We start from the raw sequence: 22,216 nt of genomic DNA, 5'->3' as shown, positions 1-22,216 counted from the left end.
GCAATCACGTGTCACAGGCGGAAATCGGCCTAATCGGTCTCGGCGTCATGGGCTCGAACCTGGCGCTCAACATCGCTGAAAAGGGCAACAAGATCGCGGTGTTCAACCGCACCGTCGAGGCGACGCACAAGTTCTACGCGGAAGCCGGTGAACTCAAGGGCCAGATTGTGCCCTGCGACACCATTGAAGAGTTTGTTGCCGCCATCCGTCCGCCGCGCCCGATCATCATCATGATCAAGGCCGGCGAGCCGGTCGATCAGCAGATGAAGATCCTCGAGCCCTACCTTTCCAAGGGCGACATCATGATCGACGCCGGCAACGCCAACTTCCGCGACACGATGCGCCGCTTCGAGGCGCTGAAGGACAGTGGCCTGACCTTCATCGGCATGGGGGTTTCCGGCGGTGAGGAGGGCGCGCGCCACGGCCCGTCGATCATGGTCGGCGGCAAGGAGGAGTCCTGGAAGCGCGTCGAGAGCGTTTTGACCTCGATCGCTGCCAAGTATGACAACGACCCTTGCGTTGCCTGGCTCGGCGAAAACGGCGCCGGCCATTTCGTCAAGACCATCCACAACGGCATCGAATATGCCGACATGCAGATGATCGCCGAAATCTACGGCATCCTGCGCGACGGCCTGAAGATGTCGGCGACCGAGATTGGCGACGTCTTCGGCACCTGGAACAAGGGCCGCCTCAACTCCTACCTGATCGAGATCACCGAGAAGGTGCTGAAGGCCGCTGATCCTCTGACCGGCAAGCCGATCGTCGATTTGATCCTCGACAAGGCCGGCCAGAAGGGCACCGGCAAGTGGTCGGTGATCGAAGCGCAGAACATGGGCGTGCCGGCAACCGGCATTGAGGCGGCGGTTGCGGCGCGCAGCACCTCCTCGATGAAGGACGAACGCGAAGCGGCCGAAAAGATCCTCGGGCTGCCTGAGGTCGGCGACTTCAAGGTGGCCGACAAGGCAGCCTTCATCAGGGATCTCGAAAGCGCGCTGCTGGCCGCCAAGATCGGCGCCTATGCGCAAGGCTTCGCGGTGATGTCGGCGGCATCAAAGGAGTTCAACTGGAACCTGCCGATGCCGACCATCGCCAAGATCTGGCGCGCCGGCTGCATCATCCGCTCGCAGTTCCTCGACGAGATCACCACCGCGTTCACCAAGGCGCCGGATGCTGCCAACCTAATCGTCACCCCGGCCTTCGTCGCCATGGTCAAGGAAACCGACGCAGCCCTGCGCCGCGTCGTTTCGGCTGCCGTTCTCGGCGGCCTGCCGGTGCCTGCGCTTGCGTCAGCGCTCGGCTACTTCGACAGCTACCGCCGTGGCCGCGGCACGGCCAACGTCATCCAGGCGCAGCGCGACTTCTTCGGCGCCCACGGCTTCGACCGCATTGACGGCGCCGACAGCCATCACGGTCCGTGGGGCAGCGGCCTCAACGGCTAGAGCAATTCCAGGAAAAGTGCAAAGCGGTTTTCCGTCCGGAACTGCGTGATTTCAAAGACTTAGATCGCTTCAGTTTCGATGAAACAATGAAGTGATCTAAGTCTCGACGACAGAGCAGCTTGAGACGGGGCGGCCTTGGCTGCCCCGTTTTGCGTTGGGGCTGCCGCCGCCGCTTCGTTCGGACAAGATGCTAAAGCGCGTCGCGATCTTCCAGATTTGCTCCTAGCGCTTTAAGTTTTCGATATTTCGCATGTCGTTATCGCAAAACCGCTGCGCACTTTTGCGCGACACGCTTTAGCCCGTCATCGATGAGGTCGCTGATATCCCTGTGCCGCCCGATGCACCCGGATTGGAGCAGGATTTGATTGGCAGGACGGCGAACACCGAGGCAATCATCAGCACAATAATGATCAGCACCAGCCTGTCGGTGAAGGTGGCTCGAAAGATCTGCAGCACATAGTGCTTGGTCTTCATCGTGCCCACGCGCTTTCATCGCCATCTGCGCATGATGGCTTCCGTGCACCGTGGACGTCATACGTCCGTTCATGTGAATTTGCTTGCTTCGTCGGGAAACTGCTGACGTCGTGTATTGTTCCGGGAAGGGCGCCTGGCGCTGCGATTGCCGCCAGGCGCTTTCGCCGATGGGCGTAACTAACGCCGATAGGCGTTGCGGTCGCCACCCGAGCGGCGGCGCTGTGCCCGCAGCTTGCCCAGCCTTTTCGGCGGATCGACAAAGATCACCAGCAGAAACCCGACGGCCATAAGCACGTATGCCGGGATGCCGGTCGCCGCGCTGCCGAAGAAAGCGCAAAGGGTGGCCAGCGCAAGGTAGATGCCGATGGTGAAGGGGTTGGATACAAAGCCCCATACGCGGTTCGTCATTCGGTCTTTCCATGCAATTTTCGGTGTCATGCCGAACATCACCTGTCTGAAGTGATTGGCAGCAGATGCTGCGATGGCGCCCCAGCCAGCCCAGCAATATGTGAATGGTGAGCGTCGCGACAATGACACTCGGACCTTTGACTGCGCGAATCGGACCAAAGTCCCATCGATTTCAAGCGGCCATCCGGTAGGATCTGTAGCAGCTGCTACGGTAGCACTTCACAAGAACCTAGTTTTTTCAGTACCGATTTAGAGCGGAGTCGCGTTGTGCGTTCGGGCTTTGCTTGTGGACCCTCGGTCCCCGCCGAGGAAGGCGGGCACTGCGAATGCTGGGCGCCGGCGCGCGACGCCCAGCTCGCCTATTTTCGTGTCAGCTCCGCAGACCGGGAGCTTCCTGGCCGGTGCGGGCGACATATTCGGTGTAGCCGCCGCCATACTGGTGGATGCCGTCCGGCGTCAGTTCGAGCACACGGTTGGACAGTGCGGCGAGGAAGTGGCGGTCGTGCGAGACGAAGAGCATGGTGCCTTCGTAGTCCGCCAGCGCCTTGATCAGCATTTCCTTGGTGTCGAGGTCGAGGTGGTTGGTCGGCTCGTCGAGAACCAGCAGGTTCGGCGGATCGAACAGCATGATTGCCATCACCAGGCGGGCCTTCTCGCCACCGGAAAGCACCCGGCACTTCTTCTCGACATCGTCGCCGGAAAAGCCGAAGCAGCCGGCAAGCGCGCGAAGCGGTGCCTGGCCTGCCTGCGGGAACGTGTCCTCAAGCTGCTGCAGCACCGTGCGGTCGCCATCGAGCACGTCCATGGCATGCTGGGCGAAGTAACCCAGCTTGACGCTGGCGCCAAGCGCGACGTTGCCTGCGTCCGGTTCGGTCGAGCCGGCAACGAGCTTCAGGAGCGTCGACTTGCCGGCGCCGTTGATGCCCATAATGCACCAGCGCTCGCGCCGGCGCACCATGAAGTCGAACCCTTCATAGATGCTGCGGCTGCCGTATTTCTTGTGCACGCCCTTGATGTTGATGACGTCTTCGCCGGAGCGTGGCGCCGGGCGGAATTCGAAAGCGACGCTCTGGCGGCGCTTCGGCGGCTCGACCCGGTCGATCTTGTCGAGCTTCTTCACCCGGCTCTGAACCTGAGAGGCGTGCGAGGCGCGGGCCTTGAAGCGCTCGATGAACTTGATCTCCTTGGCGAGCATAGCCTGCTGGCGCTCGAACTGCGCCTGCTGCTGCTTCTCGTTCTGGGCGCGCTGCTGCTCGTAGAAGCCGTAGTCGCCCGAATAGGCGTTGAGCGAGCCGCCGTCGATCTCGATGATCTTGGTGATGATGCGGTTCATGAACTCGCGGTCGTGCGAGGTCATCATCAGCGCGCCGTCGTAGTTCTTGAGGAAGTCCTCGAGCCAGATCAGGCTTTCGAGATCCAGATGGTTGCTCGGCTCGTCGAGCAGCATCACGTCGGGCCGCATCAGAAGAATACGGGCAAGCGCCACGCGCATCTTCCAGCCGCCCGAGAGCGCGCCGACATCGCCGTCCATCATCTCCTGGCTGAAGCTCAAGCCCGCCAGCACCTCGCGGGCGCGGCCTTCCAGCGCGTAGCCGTCGAGCTCCTCGTAGCGTGCCTGCACCTCGCCGTAGCGCTCGATGATCGCATCCATCTCGTCGAGCCGATCCGGATCGACCATCGCGGCTTCAAGCTCGCGCAGTTCGGCGGCGACTTCGCTGACCGGCCCGGCGCCGTTCATGACCTCGGCAACCGCGCTGCCGCCCGCCATCTCGCCGACGTCCTGGTTGAAGTAGCCGATGGTGATGCCCTTATCGACGGCGACCTGGCCTTCGTCAGGCACTTCCTCGCCGGTAATCATGCGGAAGAGCGAGGTTTTGCCGGCGCCGTTCGGGCCGACGAGGCCGACCTTTTCGCCGCGGTTGAGGGCGGCGGAGGCTTCGATGAAAAGGATGCGGTGGCTGAGCTGCTTGCTGATGTTTTCGATGCGGATCATGTCTGCTGTAGCCTGAAGGGAGGTGTGGGGCGCCGTCGCGCCCGATTGTTGCCCCGGCCTGTCGCAGGTTTCTGCGTCACAAGCAAGACTTCAGGGTGCTTCCGCGTCGTTTCACGACGCCCATGGCAAACTGTCGCTGGTCGACGACAGAGGGGCATGCCGTCTCCCAGATCCTCATTCCTGTGCCTGTCACAGGAATCCAGTCAGGCCCAAGTCTTTGGGCCGAAAAGACTCTTCCGCGCCGCGGACGCGGCGCTGCTGGATCCCTGTGACAGGGCACAGGGATGAGGGCGGAGATGTTTTCGGCTCAGGCCCGCAGACCGCGCGTGATCGGCGGCTGGAACTCCGGCTGGCTGAGGCTCTGCAGCGTTTCCGGCGGTTGGCCGTCGATATGGCCGATGACCGCCTTTGCCAGTTCGCGACCGGCAACGCGGATGTCCTCGTACATGGTCATCACCTCCGGGCGAAGCCAGCGCAGGAAGTCGCTCGGGGACTTCGAAACCATGTCGCAGTCTTCGCCGAGCTTCTTCTTGGCCATCTCCAGACCGGCGATCAGCGCGATCGCGCCTGAACCGCTGCCCGAGATGATGCCGTCGGGCGCGTCCTCCGAGCGCATCAGCACCTCGAAGGCGTCGCGGATTTCGACCAGAGAATGGTCGATATTGGTCTGGTGGAAGCCGATTGCATCGGCCTGAAAGTCGCGAAGGCCCCGTTCGAAGCCGGCGCGCATATGCGAATAAAAGGTGAGATGCGGCGGCGGCTCGAGCAGCACCAGGCGCCGCCGGCCGCGCGCGACGAGCTTGCGCACCGCCTCATAGGCGAAGCGCTCGTTGTCGAAGTCGTGATAGGGGTGGACGATGCCCATTTCGGTGCGGCCGTGCGTGACGAAAGGCAGGCCGCGCTCGGTCAGAAGTGCCACGCGCGGATCGTGCGGCTCGGTGCGCGAGATGATCACGCCGTCGGCAGCGCCCGTGTCGAGGATGTAGCGGATCGGCGCCAGGGCATCCTTGACGGCGCTATAGGGGGTGACCACGAGGTGATAGGGCGTGCCCGCGAGGATCTCGGTGATGCCGACGACCATCGGGCTGGTGATGCCCATGATCTCTTCTTCCAGCGTCAATACGAGACTGATGACGTTGGTCTTGCCGGTTCTGAGCCGCACGCCGGCGCGGTTCGGCTGGTAGCCGATCTGCTTGGCGACGAGACGCACGCGTTCCTTGGTTTCCGCGCCGATATCGGGCGCATCCTTCAGCGCCCGGGAAACCGTGGTGATGCCGAGCCCGGTCATGAAGGCGATCGTCTTCAGCGTTGGCCGGCCGCCATCCGGCAGTGTTTGCGGCCTGTTTTTCGTCTTGCTGTCCATTGCCGTCACCCGCCCACTCTCTGCCCGCGCGCCGCCAGTTTTGCCCGCCCGGCGGCGAAACGCGTCGGTTCAGCCTGTCCACTGCTGCCTGCCGCGTCACTTTATCGCCTTATATACGAAAAGCAGCGAGCGGCTATCCTGCTTTGGACCGATAAAATTGCTTCAAATCTGTAACGATACAGTTGCGATGTCGAGCGTTTTCGTTGCTGCACTGCGGAATCTGAAGCGGTCTGGTTGAATCGCACCTTGGGGCGGGTGTCTTTTGCGCTTGCGAGACGATGATCTCCACAACGGCGCAAGGCACTCGCTGAAGTTCTATAAATATCAGCTATATAAGCGAGTCTTCTGCAAGACGCGAAGGGGCAGGCGCCGGGCGCAAAGCGCTTTGGACGTCCGCTGTCATCTGCACGCAATAGGTGTTTTCTAAGATTCTGTTTAAATCGATTGTGGTGGGTGTTGCGTCCTGTAATCGATTGCATTAAGTTTTTTACGGTAACGTTACAGTGAGGGAGGAGACTCATGAAAATACGTTCTTTTGCAGCCATGCTCGCGACCGCGGTGGCCCTGCCACTCGGTGCGGCCAGTGCCGCCGATCTTGAAGTAACCCATTGGTGGACGTCCGGCGGCGAAGCAGCCGCGGTCGCGGAACTCGCGAAGGCCTTCGACGCAACGGGCAATCACTGGGTTGACGGCGCAATCGCCGGCTCCGGCGGCACTGCCCGCCCGATCATGATCAGCCGCATCACCGGCGGTGATCCGATGGGCGCCACGCAGTTCAACCACGGCCGCCAGGCAGAAGAGCTGGTTCAGGCCGGCCTGATGCGCGACCTGACCGACGTCGCGACCCGCGAGAAGTGGAAGGACATCATCAAGCCGGCAAGCCTGCTCGATTCCTGCACCATCGACGGCAAGATCTATTGCGCCCCGGTCAACATCCACTCCTGGCAGTGGCTGTGGCTGTCGAACGCCGCCTTCAAGACGGCCGGCGTCGAAGTTCCGAAGAACTGGGACGAGTTTGTTGCCGCCGCACCGGCGCTGGAAAAGGCCGGCATCGTGCCGCTCGCAGTCGGTGGCCAGCCCTGGCAGGCAGCCGGCGCCTTCGACGTGCTGATGGTGGCGATCGCCGGCAAGGACACGTTCCAGAAGGTCTTTGGCGACAAGGACGAGGAAGTGGCGGCCGGTCCTGAGATCGCCAAGGTCTTCAAGGCCGCTGACGACGCCCGCCGCATGTCCAAGGGCACCAATGTCCAGGACTGGAACCAGGCGACGAACATGGTCATCACCGGCAAGGCCGGCGGCCAGATCATGGGTGACTGGGCTCAAGGTGAATTCGCGCTTGCCGGCCAGAAAGCCGGAACGGATTACACCTGCCTTCCGGGTCTCGGCGTCAACGAGATCATTTCGACCGGTGGCGACGCATTCTACTTCCCGCTGCTGAAGGACGAAGAAAAGTCCAAGGCGCAGGAGGCGTTGGCTTCGACGCTGCTCGATCCGAAGACCCAGGTCGCCTTCAATCTCAAGAAGGGCTCGCTGCCGGTGCGTGGCGACGTCGACCTCGCAGCCGCCAACGACTGCATGAAGAAGGGCCTGGACATCCTTGCCAAGGGCAACGTGATCCAGGGCACCGACCAGCTGCTTTCGGCCGACAGCCAGAAGCAGAAGGAGGACCTGTTCTCCGAATTCTTCGCCAACTCGTCGATCACGCCGGAAGACGCGCAGAAGCGTTTCGCCGACATCATCGCGAACGCGGAGTAACCGCAACTGCCTGATTGACCGGTCCCGCCGTAATGGCGTGGGCCGGCCAAGGCCTCCCTTTCGGCACGACGTGCCGACAGCCGCGCGTGCGTTCGCCTTCACGCGGCACTTAGGGAGCGGTTGTCGCCCTGATGCGGCACGACGTCGACGTTGATCGCGCGGCGCTGCCCATCGTCCGAAACCCATTGCAGTTCCGGAGGAACGAAACATGGCAGGCTACACACAAGGTTCGGGCCGACCGAACCAGTGGCTGCGGAACCTGAACGCGAAGATTGCCTCCGTCCCGATGATCCTGACGGCCGTGGTGATTTTCCTCGGCGGCACGATCTGGACGGTCGTCTATTCCTTCACCAATTCCAAGCTCTTGCCGCGGCTATCCTTCGTCGGCCTCGATCAGTACGAGCGCCTCTGGGACGCGCCGCGTTGGCTGGTCTCGGTGCAGAATCTGGCGATCTACGGCGTCTTTTCGCTGATCTTCAGCCTGGTCATCGGCTTCGTGCTGGCGGCGCTGATGGATCAGAAGATCCGCTTCGAAAATACCTTCCGCACGATCATGCTCTATCCCTTCGCCCTGTCCTTCATCGTGACGGGCCTGGTGTGGCAATGGCTGCTCAATCCGGAATTCGGCATCCAGTCTGTGGTGCGTTCGGCCGGCTGGGAGAGTTTTACCTTCGACCCGCTCTATAACGCCGACATCGTCATTTACGGCATCCTGATCGCCGCGCTCTGGCAGGGCACCGGGCTCGTCATGTGCCTGATGCTCGCTGGGCTGCGCGGCATCGACGAGGACATCTGGAAGGCGGCGCGCGTCGACGGCATTCCGATGTGGAAGACCTACATCTTCGTCGTCATCCCGATGATGCGCGGCGTCTTCATCACCACGCTGGTGATTATCGCGAGCGGCATCGTCAAGGTCTACGACCTTGTGGTGGCGCAGACGAGCGGCGGCCCCGGCATCGCGTCGGAAGTGCCGGCCAAGTACGTCTACGACTACATGTTCCAGGCGCAGAACCTCGGTCAGGGCTTCGCCGCCTCGACCATGATGCTGATCACCGTCGCCATCATCATCGTGCCTTGGGCCTATCTGGAATTCGGGGGAGGGCGCAAGCGTGTCTGATATCGTTGCTTTCAATTCGGTGGCTGACGAAGCCGCACCCCAGGCGCAAGCCGACAGGGTTATCGCCGGCCCACGCGGTCGCAAACCCCGCCGGGCGCTGTCGGGCCGTAACATCATGATCTACGGCACGCTGATCGTCGTGGCGCTCTACTACCTGCTGCCGCTCTATGTGATGGTCATGACCTCGCTCAAGGGCATGCCGGAAATCCGGCTCGGCAACATCTTCGCGCCGCCGGTCGAAATTACCTTCGAGCCGTGGGCGAAGGCCTGGGCGAGTGCCTGCACCGGGCTTAACTGCGACGGCCTTTCGCGCGGCTTCTGGAACTCGGTGCGCATCACCGTTCCCTCGACGATCGTCTCGATCGCGATCGCCTCGGTCAACGGCTATGCGCTTGCCAACTGGCGCTTCAAGGGCGCGGAGCTGTTCTTCACGATCCTGATCGTCGGCGCCTTCATTCCCTATCAGGTGATGATCTACCCGATCGTCATCGTGCTCCGGGAAATGGGCATCTACGGCACGCTGACCGGCCTCATCATCGTGCACACCATCTTCGGCATGCCGATCCTGACGCTGCTCTTCCGCAACTATTTCGCCGGCCTGCCGGAGGAACTGTTCAAGGCGGCGCGCGTCGATGGCGCCGGGTTCTGGACGATCTACTTCAGGATCATGCTGCCGATGTCGCTGCCGATCTTCGTCGTGGCGATGATCCTGCAGGTCACCGGCATCTGGAACGACTTCCTGTTCGGCGTCGTGTTCACCCGGCCGGAATACTACCCGATGACGGTTCAGCTCAACAACATCGTCAACTCGGTCCAGGGCGTGAAGGAATACAACGTCAACATGGCGGCGACGATCCTGACGGGTGCCGTGCCGCTCTTCGTCTACTTCGTCTCCGGACGGCTTTTTGTTCGCGGCATCGCCGCCGGCGCAGTGAAAGGGTAAGGACATGCAAAACGTCAGCGTATCGGTCAAAGACCTGTCGTTGAGCTTCGGTGCCGTCACTGTGCTCGACACGCTCAACCTCGACATCAAGGACGGCGAATTCCTGGTGCTGCTCGGCTCGTCCGGCTGCGGCAAGTCGACCCTGCTCAATTGCATCGCTGGCCTGCTCGATGTCAGCGACGGGCAGATCTTCATCAAGAACAAGAATGTCACCTGGGAGGAGCCGAAGGACCGCGGCATCGGCATGGTGTTCCAGTCCTACGCGCTCTATCCGCAGATGTCGGTGGAGAAGAACCTTTCCTTCGGCCTGCAGGTTGCGAAGGTCCCGAAGGAGGAGATCGACAAACGTGTGCGCCGCGCCTCCGAGATCCTGCAGATCCAGCCGCTCCTGAAGCGCAAACCGTCTGAGCTTTCCGGTGGCCAGCGCCAGCGCGTGGCGATTGGCCGGGCGCTGGTGCGCGACGTCGACGTGTTCCTGTTCGACGAGCCGCTCTCCAACCTTGACGCCAAGCTGCGCTCGGAGCTGCGCGTCGAGATCAAGCGGCTGCACCAGTCGCTGAAGAACACGATGATCTACGTCACCCACGATCAGATCGAGGCGCTGACGCTGGCTGACCGCATCGCTGTCATGAAGAGCGGTGTGATCCAGCAGCTGGCCGATCCGATGACGATCTACAACGCCCCGGAAAACCTGTTCGTCGCCGGCTTCATTGGCTCGCCGTCGATGAACTTCTTCCGCGGCGAGCTGCAGCTTCGGGACCAGCGCGCCTACGTCCACGCCAACGGCGTCGATTTCGACGTGTCCGCCTATCCGTCGCGGGCACCCCTCGTGCACGGGCAGAAGGTTGTCCTTGGCCTCAGGCCCGAACATGTGCGCGTCGACGAGGCGGCAAGCGGGGCTGCGGCCTCGCACCGGGCGGTGGTCGATATCGAGGAACCGATGGGCGCCGACAATCTGTTGTGGCTGAAACTCGCCGGGCAGTCGATGTCGGTGCGCATCGCCGGCCAGCGGCGCTATGCGCCAGGCACGGCCGTCACGCTCTCCTTCGACATGGCGGTTGCCTCGATCTTCGATGCGACGAGTGAGAACCGGATCTGAGATAAACGACGTGCCGGACAGAGACCTCTGTCCGGCGTCTCCCAGCAATGACAGCGCCGGCGTCGCCGGTTGATCCATGGAAATACGACAATGCTCTCTGAGGACTACACCCGAACCGCCATCCGTCTCGACATTTCAGGGGATTGGCAGCTCAGCTCGGTCGACAACAGCCACAGCTTGGCTATGGCGCTGCCGGGCGACGTGCACTCGGCCTTGCAGAAAGCGGGCGTGATCGAAGACCCCTATGTCGGTCGCAACGAGAATGACGTGCAGTGGGTGGCGCACAAGGACTGGGTGATCGAGCGAACAGTCACGGTCGCCGCCGACGAACTCGCGGGCTACTGGTATCTCGACCTCGAATGCCTCGATACCGTTGCCTCGGTCTTCGTCAACGACACGCTGGTGCTCGAAGCGGAGAACTGCTTCCGCCGCTATAGACCCGATGTTTCCCGCGCGCTCGTCGCCGGGGAGAACCGCATCCGCATCGTGCTGCATTCCTCGATCGCCGAAGGCGCGCGCCGGCAGGCCGAGCAGCCCTTCTACGTGCCTTACCATCCCGGCAATTCGCCGATCGCCAATGGCAACATGCTGCGCAAGCCCCAGTGCCATTTCGGCTGGGACTGGAACATCGCAATCGCGCCGCTCGGCGTCTACGGCGAGCTCGCGCTCTGCCGGCTGGAGATCGCCCGCATCGAGCATGTGACGACCAAGCAGGTCTGGCTTGAGGACGGTTCGGTCGACCTTCTGGTGACGGTGACGCTGTTTGCCGACGCGCCCGGCATCGTCCCCATACATTTTTCGCTCGACGAGGACCGCGAGCGGCTGGACTGCGCCGTCGGCAAGGGCGAGACGCGCATCACCCATGTCTTCACCGTCGCAAAACCAAAGCGCTGGTGGCCGGCGGGTAGCGGCGAGCAGCATTTGTCACATCTGACGGTCGAGGTGCCGCAGGAGCAAGTGAGCCGCCAGATCGGTTTCCGCACGATCGAGCTGGTGACCGACAAGGACGAGGCCGGCAGCCGCTTTGCCTTCCGCGTCAACGGCCGCGAGATCTTCTGCAAGGGTGCCAACTGGATCCCGGCCGATGCGCTGATGTCGCGGGTGACGCCAGAGGGCGTCGAGGATCTGCTGACCTCGGCAGTGGACGCCAACATGAACATGATCCGGGTCTGGGGCGGCGGCTTCTACGAGCCGAACTGGTTCTACGATCTCTGCGACCGGCTCGGGCTTTTGGTGTGGCAGGACTTCATGTTCGCCTGCAACCTCTATCCCTCGACCCCGGATTTCCTGGAGAATGTCGCGGCAGAGGTGGATTATCAGGCAAAGCGCCTGTCGTCGCATCCATCGATCACGGTCTGGTGCGGTGACAACGAGCTGGTCGGTGCACTCACCTGGTTCGACGAGCCGCGCAAGGATCGCGACCGCTATCTCGTCTCCTATGATCGGCTGAACCGCACGATCGAGGTGGCGCTGAAGGCCGCACTTCCCGAAGCGATCTGGTGGCCGTCGAGCCCGGCGTCCGGCTATCTCGATTTCGGCGACGCCTGGCATGCCGATGGTTCCGGCGACATGCACTACTGGTCGGTTTGGCACGAGAACAAGTCCTTCGACAATTACCGCACCGTGCGCCCGCGTTTCTGCTCGGAGTTCGGCTTCCAGTCCTATACGTCGATGCCGGTCATCCGGCAGTTTGCGGCGGAGAAGGACCTCAACATCGCGTCGCCTGTGATCGAGAGCCACCAGAAGAATGTCGGCGGCAATGAGCGCATCGCCGGCACGATGTTCCGATATTTCCGCTTCCCCAAGGATTTCCCGGCTTTCGTTTATCTCAGCCAGATCCAGCAGGGGCTGGCGATCCGCACGGCCGTCGACTATTGGCGCTCGCTAAAACCCCATTGCATGGGCACGCTCTACTGGCAGCTCAACGACACCTGGCCGGTCGCCTCCTGGTCGAGCCTCGACTATGGTGGTAGCTGGAAGGCGATGCACTATATGGTCCGCCGGTTCTTCCAGCCGGTTTCGGTCGCGGCCATCCCATCGGCGGATGGCAGAGAGATCGCCTTCTCGATGGTCAACGATACGGCGGAGCCGGTGACGGTCGAGCTTCAGACCTTCTTGGTTTCGCTCGATTGCAAGCGCACGCCGCTGACGGCGGCCGCCGGCACCTGCAGCCCGGATCGCGCGGCGACCCTGGTGACGCTTGCGGCTTCCGATATTCCGGCGGATCACCTGTTGTTCTGGTCGTTCGATGCATCGAACGGCATGCGCGGCGAGGGGCACCACGCCAACGGCACCTACAAGGCACTCGACCTGCAACCGTCCGGTTTGACACTCGATGTGGCGCCCGCGGGCGAAGGCGCTTTCGACGTCAGCGTCAAGGCAAGCGGCCTGGCGCTGCATGTGATGATCGAGGCCGATGTCGCCGGCCGATACTCCGACAATGCCTTTGATCTGCTGGCCGGGGAAACCAAGCTTGTCCGCTTCACGCCGAAGGTGCCGCTCGCCGCAGGCGAGCTTCCGCGCTTTGCCGCCTTCGATCTTGAATCCTGCCAGGGAAAAGGTTGACCGCCATGAAACGCAGCCACGTCAACGATATCATCGCCGAGAGCGGTGCCTTCATGAAGAGCTACGGCTTCACACTGCCGCCCTTTGCCTACTGGTCGCCAGAACAACTGAAGGCGCGGGTCGCCTCTGACAGCCCGACGATCTTCGATGCCCGGCTCGGCTGGGACATCACCGACTACGGCAAGGGACGCTTCGATGAATTCGGGCTCGTGCTCTTCACGCTGCGCAATGGCAACGCCGCGAACCTCACGACCGGCCACGGCATGGTCTATGCCGAGAAGCTGATGATCACCGCCAAGGACCAGGTCAATCCGCTGCACCGCCATGCGGTGAAGACCGAGGACATCATCAACCGCGGCGGCGGCTCGCTGGTGCTGCAGATGTACAATTCGAGGCCTGATGGCACCGTCGACGAGGAGAGCGATGTCGTCGTCGCCACCGATGCGCGACTTCGCACACTCAAGGCTGGCGAACTCTTGAAGCTCAAGGCCGGCGAAAGCGTCACGCTTTTGCCCGGCAACTGGCACGCCTTCTGGGCCGAAGCCACGGACGTGCTGATGGGCGAGGTTTCGACCGTCAACGACGATCTCACCGACAACTATTTCCGCGAGCCCGTCGGTCGCTTCTCGGCGATCGAGGAGGACGCGGCACCCACCCACCTGCTGGTGTCGGACTACGACACCTGGCTCAAGTGATCCCAGGACCCCAACCCCCAAGGGCAATTGACCCAAGACCAAACGATCTTTCGAGGAGGATTTCATGAAGGACGTCAGTTTCCAGCTTTATAGCGCCCGCAATTTCCCGCCGTTCGCCAATGTGCTCGAGGCACTCGGACAGGCCGGCTACAGCCAGGTCGAAGGCTATGGCGCACTCTATGCGGCGCTCAGCGACGCGGAGATCGCGAGCTTCAAGGAAGGGCTCGACAGCAATGGCCTCGCCATGCCGACGGCGCACTTTGGCTTGGACATGCTCGAAAGCGATCCGGGCCGCGTGCTGGAGATCGCCAAGGCGCTCGGCATCCAGGCGATCTATTGCCCGTACCTGATGCCCGACCAGCGCCCGACGGATGCGGCCGGCTGGCGTGCCTTCGGAGAGCGGCTGCAGAAGGCCGGCAAGCCCTATCGCGATGCCGGGCTGATCTTCGGCTGGCACAACCACGACTTCGAATTCTTTGCCCTTCCTGACGGCAGCATTCCGCAGGACCTGATCTTCGAAGGCGGACCGGATCTTTCCTGGGAAGCCGACATCGCCTGGATCATCCGCGGCGGTGCCGACCCGATCGCCTGGATCAGGAAATACGGCGACCGCATCACCGCCGTCCACGTGAAGGACATCGCGCCCACCGGCGAGAAGAAGGACGAGGACGGCTGGGCCGATGTCGGCGAGGGCACAGTCGACTGGAAAGGCCTGTTCCAGGCGCTCTCAGGAACCAAGGCCCGCTACTTCATTGCGGAACATGACAATCCGAGCGATTTCAAGCGCTTCGCCAAGCGTTCGCTCGCCTCCATCCAATCCTATTGAGAAGCAGGTTCATCCATGACCAAGGAACTTGGCGTCGGCATCATCGGATGCGGCAACATCTCCACCACCTACTTCAAGCTCGCTCCCCTCTTTAAGGGCATCAAGGTCGTCGCCTGCGCCGACATCAACCCGGCGGCAGCCGAGGCGCGGGCAGCCGAATACGGCGTCGAGGCGCAGAGCATCGAAGCGCTGCTCGCCAATCCTGACGTCGACATCGTCGTCAACCTGACGATCCCGGACGCGCACTACCCGGTGTCGAAGGCGATCCTCGAGGCCGGCAAGCACGTCTACTCTGAAAAGCCATTGGTGCTTTCGCTCGAACAGGGCGAAGACCTCAGGGCGATCGCTAGGGACAAAGGCCTTTCCGTCGGTTGCGCACCGGACACCTTCCTCGGCGGCGCGCACCAGCTGGCCCGCAGCACCATCGATGCCGGCAAGATCGGCCGGGTGACGTCTGGCACCTGCCACGTGATGAGCCCGGGCATGGAGATGTGGCATCCGAACCCGGACTTCTTCTTCCTGCCCGGCGGCGGCCCGATCCTCGATCTCGGCCCCTATTACATCGCCAACCTGATCAACCTGATCGGGCCGGTGAAGCGCGTCGCAGCACTGTCCTCCATGGCCAACCCGACCCGCACCATCACCAGCGAGCCACGCAAGGGCGAGGAGATCCCGGTCAAGACCCCGACCAACATCCACGCGCTGCTCGAGTTCCAAAATGGCGCGACGATCACCCTGTCGGCGAGCTGGGATGTCTGGTCGCATCGCCATGCCAATATGGAGCTCTATGGCACCGAAGGCTCGCTCTACGTGCCCGATCCGAACTTCTTCGGCGGCAAGGTGGAGATAAGCGGTCGCGACAGGAACATTGAGCCACTGGAACCCTGGGATCATCCCTTCGGCGTCGAAAACCAGGAGCATCCGCAGGGACCGATGGCGAACTACCGCACCGCCGGCCTAGCCGACATGGCGCAGGCGATCCTTGAAGGCCGCGATGCCCGCTGCTCGCTCGACCGGGCGCTGCACGGCGTCGACGTCATGGTCTCGATCCTGAAATCGGGCGAGGAGGGCCGCTTCATCGAGCTCTCCACCACCTGCACGCAGCCGGCCGCGCTCGGCATCGAGGAGGCGCGGGCGCTGCTGCGGGAGCGGCAAGAAGAAATGTCGGGAAATCGCGTCGCTGCGGCTTCATAGGGGGCAGCCGTCCGGCACGCGCGCCGCGGACCAGGGGGCCCTCTGCAAACTCGGAAGAGAGGCTTCCGGGGGAGAGCTGCACCCCAACCTCCCTCATCCTCGCCCTTGTGGCGGGGATCCAGCGACACGACGTCTGTCGGGTCAAAAGACTATTCAGCCCAAGGACTTGGGCTGGCTGGATTCCTGTGACAAGCACAGGAATGACGGAGATTTTGGCTGGGGCAAAGCTTCCCTCGCGAGCGTTCGGCGATTAGAGATATCTTTGACAGCAAGCTTGGGTTTCCGTGATCACGGAAACCCTTCTCGTTTTGAGGGATGGTAGGTGCATGCCGCCATCCGGATACGGATCGCGGAGGATTGTGCGATGACCTGGCTACCGGCGGAAAACCGCTACGACACCATGAAGTATAACCGCGTCGGCCGCTCCGGCCTGAAGCTGCCGGCGATCTCGCTGGGGCTCTGGCACAATTTCGGCGGTGACACGCCGCATGACCGCAAGGTCGACATGTGCCGCACCGCGTTTGACCTCGGCATTACCCATTTCGATCTCGCCAACAATTACGGCCCGCCTCCGGGCTCGGCCGAGACCGCCTTCGGCGAAATCATGCGCACGGATTTCGCCCATCTGCGCGATGAGCTGATCATCTCGTCCAAGGCCGGCTACGATATGTGGGCCGGTCCTTACGGCGAATGGGGCAGCCGCAAGTACATGATCGCTTCCTGCGACCAGAGCCTGAAGCGCATGGGGCTCGACTATGTCGACATCTTCTATTCGCACCGTTTCGATCCGGACACGCCGCTTGAAGAAACCTGTGGCGCGCTCGACCATATCGTGCGTTCGGGCAGGGCGCTTTATGTCGGCATTTCCTCCTACAATTCGCAGCGCACCCGCGAAGCGGCTGCAATTCTCAAGGATCTCGGCACACCGTGCCTCATCCATCAGCCGAGCTATTCGATGCTCAACCGCTGGATCGAGGACGATGGCCTGATCCACACGCTCGAAGATCTCGGCATCGGCTCGATCGTCTTTTCGCCGCTTGCCCAGGGCATGCTGACGACCAAGTATCTGCAGGGCATTCCGAGCGACAGCCGGGCGGCGCAGAACCACTTCCTCAAGAAGGACTTCATCCGCCCGGAGATCATCGACAACATCCGCAAGCTGAACGGCATCGCCGAAAAGCGCGGCCAGACTCTGGCGCAGATGGCGCTTGCCTGGGTGCTGCGCAACGGCCGGATCACCTCGGCGCTGATCGGCGCCAGCCGCTCCGAACAGATCGTCGATTGCGTCAAGGCGCTCGAAAACGACACGTTCACGGCGGAGGAGCTGGCCGAGATCGATCTCTATGCCCGTGAGGCCGATATCAACCTCTGGGCATCGTCGGCCGAACGCTAAGTTCTGCTGAAAACATTGATTTGCCTGCATTTTGGGCAAAACTGCCTGCTTTCCGGCGCATTAGACAAAAGTCGAATAGGTGCCGGAAAGCGCCTTCTGGACATGGTCCGGTGTTTCTGTAAGGTGCTGCAATGCCGGTCGATTGCGACGCCGATTTGCGTCGTTTCGGCAGGTTAACGAGGAGGAGCCACCGTCGCCCGGGAAGGGGCAGGGTGGATTGATGGGTGGTAGCGCTGATCGCGGCCGCCCTTTTGGCGAGAACTAGGGGAGGAACCATGGATCGCCGTTCATTTATCAAAAACGCAAGCCTCGGTGGCTTGGCCGCAGCGGGTGCTGCCGCGCTTGCAACGCCGGCCATTGCGCAGGCAAACCCCAAGATCAACTGGCGCCTGGCATCGTCGTTCCCAAAGTCGCTCGACACGATCTATGGCGGCGGTGAAGTGCTGGCGAAGCATGTGTCGGAAGCGACCGACGGCAACTTCCAGATTCAGGTCTTCGCCGCCGGCGAAATCGTGCCCGGCCTGCAGGCTGCTGACGCGGCGGCTGCCGGTACGGTCGAGGCTTGCCACACGGTTTCCTACTATTACTGGGGCAAGGACCCGACCTGGGCGCTTGGTGCCGCCGTTCCCTTCGCGCTCAATGCGCGCGGCATGAACGCCTGGCACTACCACGGCGGCGGCATCGATCTCTTCAACGAGTTCCTGGGAACCCAGGGCCTCGTCGGTTTCCCCAACGGTAATACCGGCGTGCAGATGGGCGGCTGGTTCCGCAAGGAGATCAAGACGGTCGCCGATATGCAGGGCCTGAAGATGCGCATCGGGGGCTTCGCCGGCAAGGTCGTCGAGAAGCTCGGCGTCGTGCCGCAGCAGATCGCCGGCGGCGACATCTATCCGGCGCTCGAAAAGGGCACCATCGACGCCGCCGAATGGGTCGGCCCCTATGACGACGAGAAGCTCGGCTTCTACAAGGTCGCGCCCTACTACTACTATCCCGGCTGGTGGGAAGGTGGCCCGACGGTCCACGCCATGTTCAACAAGGCGGCCTTCGACGGCTTGCCGAAGAACTACCAGTCGCTGCTGCGCACCGCCTGCCAGGCGACCGACGCGAACATGCTGCAGAAGTACGACTACCTGAACCCGTCGGCGATCAAGCGCCTGGTGGCTTCCGGTGCCAAGCTCAGCCCGTTCAGCGCCGAAATCCTGTCGGCCTGCTTCGACAAGGCGAACGAAGTCTATGCCGAAATGGAAGACTCGAACCCGACCTTCAAGAAGATCTGGGACTCGATCAAGGCCTTCCGCGGCGAGTACTACCTCAACGCCCAGATCGCCGAATACAACTACGACACCTTCATGATGATCCAGCAGCGCGGCGGCAAGCTCTAAGCTTTCGCCTGTTGCTGATGACAAAGGGCCGCTCGCAACGTCTGTTGCGGGCGGCTTTTCGTTTCGGCCGGAGGCCGCCGGCGTCCCGACGACCCTGCATTTCTGATCCCTACGCATGCGCAGGAGGCGCGGCACGGCAGCGGTTTCGTGGTATGGTTGCGGCCTTGATGAAAGGGAGAAGGTGCAATGCCAAGCGAAGGCCAATCGGTCGTGCTCGGTCCCCATCAGGGCCGCCGGTACGACATGGGTGCCATACAGGCTGTCTTCAAAGCCGATCGCCCGGAAACCCTAGGCCGCTTTTCGATCTCGGAATGGTGGCTCGATGCTCGGCATGAAGGACCCGGCGCTCACAAGCACGACGACAATGACGAGATTTTCTACGTCATCGAGGGCACCGCCAGCATCCTGGTCGGCGACACCTGGCACCAGATGGCCAAGGGCTCGCTCTGCGTCATCCCGCGCGGAACGATGCATGATTTCCGCAATGAGAGCGCATCGCGCATGGGTCTGCTCAACGTCTATGTCGGCGGACCGTTCGAGGAGATGATGCCCATGATCGTCGACTGGTATCGCGACAATCCGGCCAAGAGGATCGATTGAGCAAGTGCGTTTGGTGTGGCTGCCCTGAGATTGCTGACAGACCTCGACGATGGCCTGCGGCGATATGCGTGCCCCGTTCTCCCTCATCCTCGCCCTTGTGGCGGGGATCCAGCGATCCGACGTCCGTCGGACGAAAGACTCTTTTCAGCCCAAGGACTTGGGCTGGCTAGATTCCTGTGACAGGCACAGGAATGGGGGAGAGTGTGGTTTGCGCTCGACCTCCTACAGGCATCGAGTATCGTTGTCGGCAAACGAAAAGGGCGGCCCTTGCGGGGCCGCCCTTATGTTTTGTGTGCCAGCCGTCTTACTTGAACGAAGGCGGCTGGCTGAGGTCGTTTGACGGTGCCGTCTGCGGCTGGGCACCCGTGCCGCCGAACGAAGGCGGCTGGCTGAGGTCGTTCGAGGGCGCGGTCTGCGGCTGGGCGCCGGAGCCGCCGCCCTGATCCGCAGGCTTCTGGTCGAGCGGGCTGCCGCCTGGAAGCTGCAGGCCGCCCGGAAGGCCGAGGCCACCGCCATTGTCCGGAAGCGTCAGGCCACCACCCGGCGCAAAGCCCGGCACCTCGATCTTGATTGTGTTCGGATCGACGCCCGTGCCCGTTCCCTTGTAGTGCATGACCATCTGCGGGAACATGATCGTCAGCGCCACCATCAGGATCTGGATGCCGACGAAAGGCACCGCACCCCAGTAGATCTGCCCGGTCGTGACGGGCTGGATCGTCTTGCCGGTGATTTTGTCGAGATAGGGCACCTTTGCCGCGACCGAACGCAGATAGAAGAGCGCGAAGCCGAAGGGTGGGTGCATGAAGCTCGTCTGCATGTTGATGCCGAGCAGAACGCCGAACCAGATGAGGTCGATGCCGAGCTTGTCGGCGGCGGGCGCCAGGAGCGGCACGATGATGAAGGCGAGCTCGAAGAAATCCAGGAAGAAGGCCAGGAAGAAGACGAGCAGGTTGACGGTAATGAGGAAGCCGGTTTCGCCGCCCGGCATCGCCGTCAGCAGGTGTTCGACCCAGATGTGGCCGTTGACGCCATAGAAGGTGAGCGAGAAGACGCGCGCACCGATCAGGATGAACAGCACGAAGGCCGAAAGCCGGGTCGTTGCCGTGAGCGCCCCGCGCACCACGTCCATGTTGAGACGGCCCTTGGCGGCTGCCATGATCAGCGCACCGACGGCGCCCATCGCACCGCCTTCGGTCGGCGTCGCGATGCCGAGGAAGATGGTGCCGAGGACGAGGAAGATCAGCGCCAAGGGCGGGATCAGCACGATGATGACCTGCTGGGCAAGCCTCGACATCGCATTGATCTTCAGGCCGCGGTCGATAAGCGCGACGACGTAGATGACGATGACGCCGACGGTGCCGCCGAGGATGTCGGCATTCTCGCCCTGGGTCGGGTAGAGATAGACGTGGGCGGCATACGCGATGCCTGCCGCCACCGCCAGCGCAACGGCGAGCGACGTGACGCCGGAACCGAGCGTGCGGGCTTCCAGCGGCAGGGCCGGCATCGAATCGCGCCGGATGAAGGTCATCAGCAGGATGTAGACCATGTAAAGGCCGGTCAGCACGAGGCCCGGGATCAGGGCGCCGGCGTACATGTCGCCGACCGAGCGGCCGAGCTGGTCGGCAAGAACGATGAGCACGAGCGACGGCGGGATGATCTGGGCAAGCGTGCCCGAAGCCGCGATGACGCCCGAGGCGACCTTCCGGTCATAGCCGTAGCGCAGCATGATCGGCAGCGAGATCAGGCCCATGGCGATGACCGAGGCGGCAACGACACCGGTGGTGGCTGCGAGCAGCGCGCCGACGAAGATGACCGCATAGGCAAGACCGCCGCGGATCGGGCCGAAGAGCTGGCCGACGGTGTCGAGCAGGTCTTCGGCCATGCCCGATTTCTCGAGCACGATCCCCATGAAGGTAAAGAACGGGATGGCGAGCAATGTGTCGTTTGACATCACCCCCCAGAACCGGTCCGGCAGTGCATTGAGCAGCGGCCAGGAAAGATTGATCGAGTCCGACAGCGGCGCGAGCTCGACGCCGATGATGAAGAACAGCAGGCCGTTGGCGGCGAGCGAGAAGGCGACCGGGTATCCCAAGAGCAGGAACACGATCAGCGACGCGAACATGATCGGCGCCAGGTTTTCAGCAATGAATTCGATCATGGACGGGTCTCCGGAGACACGACATCGTCAAGCGGCGCATGGGTCGGCACATAGGGTGTCGGGTCTTCCATGTTTCCGGTCATGATCGCGATCTTCTTGATGATTTCCGACACACCCTGGAAGGCGAGCAGCAGGAAGCCGACCAGCAGGATGGCCTTGGCCGGCCAGATGATCAGGCCGCCGGCCGAGGAGGAGACCTCGCCCGAGACGTAGGACATCTTCACGTAGGGGAAGAGGTAGTAGAGCACCAGGAGAACGAAGGGCATCAGGAACAGCAGGTGTCCGAGCAGATCGATCCAGTGCTGCACGCGACGCGAGAACTGGCCGTAGACCACGTCGATACGGATGTGTTCGTTCTGGCTGAGCGTGTAGGCGGCGGCAAACATGAAGGCGGCGCCGAACAGGTACCATTGCGCCTCGAGCCAGGCGTTCGACGACATGTTGAAGATTTTTCGGATCACGGCATTGCCGGCGCTGACGAGCACTGCCGCCAGGATCAGCCATGAAACGCCCTTTCCGATGAATTCCGTGATCGTGTCTATTAATCGGCTGAAGCCGAGCAAAGCTCTCATCGATTTCCTCCCCGCGATGGCTCTTATGGTTCTTGTGCCAAGCACAGCCAGAGTGCCGATTTCAAGCGCGCGTTCAAGTCCGAGGTACGATTTTCCCGTGTAGTTCGGCCGCCTCCGACTAAAGTAGAATAAGCTGTCCCGGCGCTCTGCCCATTGTTTGTGCAAACCCGTACCGCTTCGTCGGTCTGAGCGTGAGCGGACGGTTCCCGCCGGCGCGTCAGCGGTGCGAATCGGTGTGGA

18 protein-coding genes are annotated in these 22,216 nt (G+C 62.3%); 12 read left to right on the top strand and 6 right to left on the bottom strand.

Translation table 11 applies throughout. The annotated features are described in order from the left end of the window. The first annotated feature begins 8 nt into the window (after window positions 1-8). Entirely contained in the window at window positions 9-1,439 is a 1,431-nt protein-coding gene (gene gndA, locus ACTJKE_RS33940) for an NADP-dependent phosphogluconate dehydrogenase (RefSeq protein ID WP_440693702.1), read from the top strand. A 294-nt stretch (window positions 1,440-1,733) separates the two neighbouring features. On the opposite strand, the gene ACTJKE_RS33935 is transcribed toward gndA, so the two are convergent. The 4 genes from ACTJKE_RS33935 to ACTJKE_RS33920 form a co-directional block, all read right to left on the bottom strand. After that, window positions 1,734-1,922: a hypothetical protein gene (locus tag ACTJKE_RS33935; protein ID WP_058328737.1), complete on the bottom strand. Its 189-nt coding sequence runs from the start codon at window positions 1,920-1,922 to the stop codon at window positions 1,734-1,736. Between the two features lie 168 nt (window positions 1,923-2,090). Continuing rightward, window positions 2,091-2,321: a hypothetical protein gene (locus ACTJKE_RS33930; RefSeq protein WP_058328736.1), complete on the bottom strand. Its 231-nt coding sequence runs from the start codon at window positions 2,319-2,321 to the stop codon at window positions 2,091-2,093. A 370-nt stretch (window positions 2,322-2,691) separates the two neighbouring features. Then, window positions 2,692-4,314, bottom strand: coding sequence for an ABC-F family ATP-binding cassette domain-containing protein (locus ACTJKE_RS33925; RefSeq protein ID WP_058324201.1), 1,623 nt, complete (start codon window positions 4,312-4,314; stop codon window positions 2,692-2,694). 307 nt (window positions 4,315-4,621) lie between these two features. Then, the gene (locus ACTJKE_RS33920) at window positions 4,622-5,677 is read right to left on the bottom strand and encodes a LacI family transcriptional regulator (RefSeq protein ID WP_057254246.1); all 1,056 of its coding nucleotides are present in this window, start codon (window positions 5,675-5,677) and stop codon (window positions 4,622-4,624) included. A 519-nt stretch (window positions 5,678-6,196) separates the two neighbouring features. Here ACTJKE_RS33920 and ACTJKE_RS33915 point away from each other — a divergent pair. The 11 genes from ACTJKE_RS33915 to ACTJKE_RS33865 all read left to right on the top strand — a co-directional run bounded on the left by ACTJKE_RS33915 (window position 6,197) and on the right by ACTJKE_RS33865 (window position 19,246). Then, entirely contained in the window at window positions 6,197-7,432 is a 1,236-nt protein-coding gene (locus ACTJKE_RS33915; RefSeq protein ID WP_058324202.1) for an ABC transporter substrate-binding protein, read from the top strand. Between the two features lie 208 nt (window positions 7,433-7,640). Beyond that, window positions 7,641-8,549 (top strand): carbohydrate ABC transporter permease, encoded by a 909-nt coding sequence (locus tag ACTJKE_RS33910; RefSeq protein WP_093232948.1) that lies wholly within the window; start codon window positions 7,641-7,643, stop codon window positions 8,547-8,549. Continuing rightward, on the top strand, window positions 8,542-9,492 hold the full coding sequence (locus ACTJKE_RS33905) for a carbohydrate ABC transporter permease (protein WP_057254252.1): 951 nt from the start codon (window positions 8,542-8,544) through the stop codon (window positions 9,490-9,492). Before ACTJKE_RS33910 ends, ACTJKE_RS33905 begins: the two co-directional genes overlap by 8 nt. Window positions 9,493-9,496: 4 nt before the next feature. After that, window positions 9,497-10,591 (top strand): ABC transporter ATP-binding protein, encoded by a 1,095-nt coding sequence (locus ACTJKE_RS33900; RefSeq protein WP_058324204.1) that lies wholly within the window; start codon window positions 9,497-9,499, stop codon window positions 10,589-10,591. 90 nt (window positions 10,592-10,681) lie between these two features. Then, window positions 10,682-13,156 carry a beta-mannosidase gene (locus ACTJKE_RS33895; RefSeq protein WP_440693698.1) on the top strand — a complete coding sequence of 825 codons (2,475 nt, stop codon included), beginning with the start codon at window positions 10,682-10,684 and terminating at the stop codon, window positions 13,154-13,156. A gap of 5 nt (window positions 13,157-13,161) precedes the next feature. Continuing rightward, window positions 13,162-13,851: a D-lyxose/D-mannose family sugar isomerase gene (locus ACTJKE_RS33890; protein WP_093232951.1), complete on the top strand. Its 690-nt coding sequence runs from the start codon at window positions 13,162-13,164 to the stop codon at window positions 13,849-13,851. Between the two features lie 64 nt (window positions 13,852-13,915). Beyond that, window positions 13,916-14,677 carry a sugar phosphate isomerase/epimerase family protein gene (locus ACTJKE_RS33885; RefSeq protein ID WP_093232952.1) on the top strand — a complete coding sequence of 254 codons (762 nt, stop codon included), beginning with the start codon at window positions 13,916-13,918 and terminating at the stop codon, window positions 14,675-14,677. Window positions 14,678-14,692: 15 nt separating this feature from the next. Then, the gene (locus tag ACTJKE_RS33880) at window positions 14,693-15,871 is read left to right on the top strand and encodes a Gfo/Idh/MocA family protein (protein ID WP_093232953.1); all 1,179 of its coding nucleotides are present in this window, start codon (window positions 14,693-14,695) and stop codon (window positions 15,869-15,871) included. 364 nt (window positions 15,872-16,235) lie between these two features. Beyond that, window positions 16,236-17,264 carry an L-glyceraldehyde 3-phosphate reductase gene (gene mgrA / locus ACTJKE_RS33875; RefSeq protein ID WP_058328731.1) on the top strand — a complete coding sequence of 343 codons (1,029 nt, stop codon included), beginning with the start codon at window positions 16,236-16,238 and terminating at the stop codon, window positions 17,262-17,264. A 275-nt stretch (window positions 17,265-17,539) separates the two neighbouring features. Then, entirely contained in the window at window positions 17,540-18,646 is a 1,107-nt protein-coding gene (locus ACTJKE_RS33870) for a TRAP transporter substrate-binding protein (RefSeq protein WP_057254265.1), read from the top strand. Between the two features lie 186 nt (window positions 18,647-18,832). After that, window positions 18,833-19,246, top strand: a complete 414-nt coding sequence (locus ACTJKE_RS33865; protein ID WP_057254267.1) for a cupin domain-containing protein — start codon at window positions 18,833-18,835, stop codon at window positions 19,244-19,246. Between the two features lie 304 nt (window positions 19,247-19,550). Here the strand turns inward: ACTJKE_RS33865 and ACTJKE_RS33860 are convergent, their stop codons facing one another. After that, a complete protein-coding gene (locus ACTJKE_RS33860; protein ID WP_057254268.1) occupies window positions 19,551-21,404 on the bottom strand; it encodes a TRAP transporter large permease in 1,854 nt (617 codons plus the stop codon). Beyond that, the gene (locus ACTJKE_RS33855) at window positions 21,401-21,976 is read right to left on the bottom strand and encodes a TRAP transporter small permease subunit (RefSeq protein ID WP_057254270.1); all 576 of its coding nucleotides are present in this window, start codon (window positions 21,974-21,976) and stop codon (window positions 21,401-21,403) included. Before ACTJKE_RS33855 ends, ACTJKE_RS33860 begins: the two co-directional genes overlap by 4 nt. Window positions 21,977-22,216: the final 240 nt, after the last annotated feature.

This window comes from Ensifer sp. 22521, from assembly GCF_052044795.1.
In the GTDB taxonomy this organism is placed as follows: Bacteria; Pseudomonadota; Alphaproteobacteria; order Rhizobiales; family Rhizobiaceae; genus Ensifer.
Note: the sequence above shows the minus strand (reverse complement) of the source record. Positions and strands in the feature narration are given on the sequence as shown.